The organism is uncultured Porphyromonas sp. (assembly GCF_934359325.1).
GTDB lineage: Bacteria > Bacteroidota > Bacteroidia > Bacteroidales > Porphyromonadaceae > Porphyromonas_A.
In genome coordinates, this window is sequence record NZ_CAKRLH010000175.1 from 1 (window position 1) to 3,378 (window position 3,378).

Annotated in this window: 3 protein-coding genes; 1 reads left to right on the top strand and 2 read right to left on the bottom strand. The window is 57.8% G+C overall.

Annotated elements, in window-relative coordinates; translation table 11 throughout:
* A partial coding sequence (locus tag Q0F21_RS06450) for an ABC-F family ATP-binding cassette domain-containing protein (protein WP_297238434.1) occupies positions 1 to 1,914 on the top strand: 1,914 nt, incomplete at its 5' end.
* Here the strand turns inward: Q0F21_RS06450 and Q0F21_RS06455 are convergent.
* Together Q0F21_RS06455 and Q0F21_RS06460 are read right to left on the bottom strand one after the other, a co-directional pair.
* On the bottom strand, positions 1,915 to 2,760 hold the full coding sequence (locus Q0F21_RS06455) for an MBL fold metallo-hydrolase (RefSeq protein WP_297238436.1): 846 nt from the start codon (positions 2,758 to 2,760) through the stop codon (positions 1,915 to 1,917).
* A gap of 6 nt (positions 2,761 to 2,766) precedes the next feature.
* A partial coding sequence (locus tag Q0F21_RS06460) for an asparaginase domain-containing protein (protein ID WP_297238438.1) occupies positions 2,767 to 3,378 on the bottom strand: 612 nt, incomplete at its 5' end.

Consider the following 3,378-nt stretch of genomic DNA (forward strand, 5'->3'; position numbering starts at 1 on the left):
CTAAGTCACGTCGGCGTCTCCTTTGGCGCCACCGTACTCTTCTCAGATATCAATCTTCAGGTCAATGCCGGGGAGCGGATAGCACTCGCCGGGCGCAACGGTGCCGGCAAGACCACCCTTCTCAATATCATAGCAGGACTCAATGCTCCGACCGAGGGATCTGTCGCCTTGGCCAAGGGAGCAGAGATCGGTTACCTGCCGCAGTATATGATGCTCAATGATGAGCGAACCGTCCGTGAGGAGGCCCGTAAGGCTTTCTCCAAAGAGCTGGAGCTTAAGGCGACGGTGGACCGGCTGACTGAGGAGGTGGCTACCCGCACCGACTACGAGACGGAGGAGTATATGGAACTGATCCAGCAGCTCGCCAATGCGACGGAGCTACTCTCTATCTACGACACGTCGCGGATGGAGGCGGAGATCGAGAAGACACTGAAGGGACTGGGCTTTGAGCAGAAGGACTTCGATCGGCCGACGAGGGAGTTCTCCGGAGGGTGGCGTATGAGGATAGAGCTGGCGAAGATCCTGCTCGGGAGACCCGACCTGCTCTTGCTCGACGAGCCGACCAACCACCTCGACATGGAGTCTATCGTCTGGCTGGAGGACTTCCTGACCACCTCACCCGCCGCCGTGATCATGATCTCACATGACCGACGATTTCTCGACAACGCCACCACCCGCACCGTGGAGATCTCAATGGGGAAGGCTTATGACTTTAAGGTCAATTACTCCCACTACGAGGAGCTGCGGGAGGAGCGCTTCGAGCAGCAGAAGAGAGCCTACGAGAATCAGCAGAAGATGATCAAGGACACCGAGGACTTCATCGAGCGCTTCCGGTACAAGCCGACGAAGTCGACCCAGGTGCAGTCCCGGATCAAGGCGCTGGAGAAGATAGACCCCATAGAGATCGATGAGATCGACCGCAAGACGATCCACTTCCGCTTCCCCATGAGCATCCCGTCCGGTGCCTACCCCCTTGTCACTAAGGAGATGAGGGTCACCTACGACGGCAAGAGGTATGTCCTCGACGGCATCGACCTGACGATCGAGCGGGGCGACAAGATCGCCCTCGTCGGGCGAAATGGTTCGGGTAAGACTACCTTCGTGAGGGCTGTACTTGGGGAGATCCCGAGCGAGGGATCGGTCAAGATCGGCCACCAGGTGATCACCTCCTACTTTGCCCAGAACGAATCCTCGATGCTCGACCCGGAGAAGACGATCCACGACACCATCGACGATGTGGCCGTGGGGGATATCCGCTCACGGATCAACGACATACTGGGAGCCTTTATGTTTGGAGGCGAGACCGCCGATAAGAAGGTGAAGGTGCTGAGTGGTGGCGAGAAAGGGCGTCTTGCGATGATCAAGCTCCTTCTCTCCCCCTCCAACTTCCTCATCCTCGATGAGCCGACCAACCACCTCGACATAGCCTCCAAGGGTGTGCTGAAGGAGGCGATAGCCAACTACGACGGCACGGTGCTGATCGTGAGCCACGACCGTGACTTCTTGGAGGGGCTGGTGGACAAGGTGATCGAATTTGAGGACGGGAAGGTCCTCAACCACCTCGGCGGCATGGAGGAATACCTGCGGAAGCTCCACGACCGCAATGCGGAGATCAATCAGACGAGTGGGAAAGAGGCAGACGAGGAAAAGAAGACCACTAAGGGAGGAGGACGCGAAGACTATGAGCAGCAGCGGGAGCAGCAGCGACAGATCTCGCGCTTAGAGAAAGCACTCGCCAAGGCAGAGGAGACGGTCGACCGGCTCGAGACAGAGAAGAGCTCCTTAGAGGATCGGCTGACGATACAGGCCACTCCGGACCTGCTCAATCAGTACGAGGAGGTAGACTACAAGCTAAAGAAAGCGATGAAGGAGTGGGAGAAGTGCGCCGAGGAGCTCGTCGCATACAGCGACTGATCAGCACAGCTTGTAGAGCGGTGAGATCACCCGACGCTGCAGCACCTCCAGCTGAAGGTCCTGCCCGGGTCGGACTCCGGTTGCGCTGAGTGCGTTGCTCATAGAGTCTCTCGCCACAGTCGGGTTGTTATTCTGTCCACTGAGGTGACAGAGAGCGAGGAAGCGCAGGTCGGGGTGGTAGTTTCGCGTCACCATGTCGGCTGCCTCGCGATTGCTGAGGTGCCCATTGCCACCGAGGATCCTTCTCTTAAGCATCATCGGATAGGGGCCGGTTCGCAGCATCTCCTCGTCGTAGTTGCTCTCGATCACGAGATAATTTGCCTCCCTGATAGCCGCCTCCACCTCCGCAGTCACCTCACCCACATCGGTCATCAGCGTAAAGCACCCACGGGGACCGGTGATCCGGTATCCCACATTCTGCGTCGCATCGTGCGGCACCTCGAAGGAAGAGATCTCCATCCGTCCCAGGCTCACTGTCTCACCTATGGCCATTGAGCCCAGGTGATTGAGCAGTCCGCCATGCAGGTAGGTGGCGTGGTGAAGTGCCTTATAGACCAGTGGGGAAGCATAGACCGGTACGGAGAAGTCCACGGCAAAGGACTCTAATCCCCGGATATGATCAGCATGGTCGTGGGTAACGAAGATGGCGGCGAGCTGCTTGGGATCGATCGCCAGCTCCTTGAAGCTCTTCTTAAGCATGCGAATCCCCAGACCAGCATCGATCATAATCATTGTGTCGCCGCAGGAGAGGAGAGAGGCATTGCCACAGCTACCGCTGCTGAGGCTCCGGAAGTAAAAGGCCTCGGGATCTCTAGTCAAGTCGGGAAAGAGGGAGGATGCAAACATGTACTATCAGACAGTCATCTCCCCCCTGAGATTGACCCCCATCAGCCGCTTCACCTCATCTGAGGACTTACCGCTACCCAGCAGGTGCATCAGCTTAGCCAGAGCCGCCTCCACGGTCATGTCGTGACCGCTCAGCACGCCGGCACTCAGCAGGGTGACCCCGGTCGCATAGCGCTCCATCTTCACCTTTCCCACAAAGCACTGCGAGATATTGACGATGATGATCCCTTGGGATGTGGTTTCCTTAAGGATCTTGAGGAAATGCTCAGACGCCGGGGCATTACCGCTACCAAAGGTCCTGAAGACTACGGCCTTGAGCCCTGGAGTCTCAAAGGCCGACGCCACCATGCTCTCCGGCAGTCCCGGGAAGAGCGAGAGGACCAGTATATTGGGGTCGAGGTCCAGGTGAAGCCGTAGGTCGCCCTCCTTGAAATCATTCCGCATCAGCGCCTCCGGATGATAGTGGATGTCGATACCCGCATGCGCGAGGCAGGGGTAATTGGGGGAGTCAAAAGCCTTGAACTGATCTGAGCTCACCTTCGTGCAGCGGTTGCCCCTCAGGAGACGATTGTCGAAATAGATGCAGACCTCCCTCAAGAGTGGTCTGCCCATCGGATC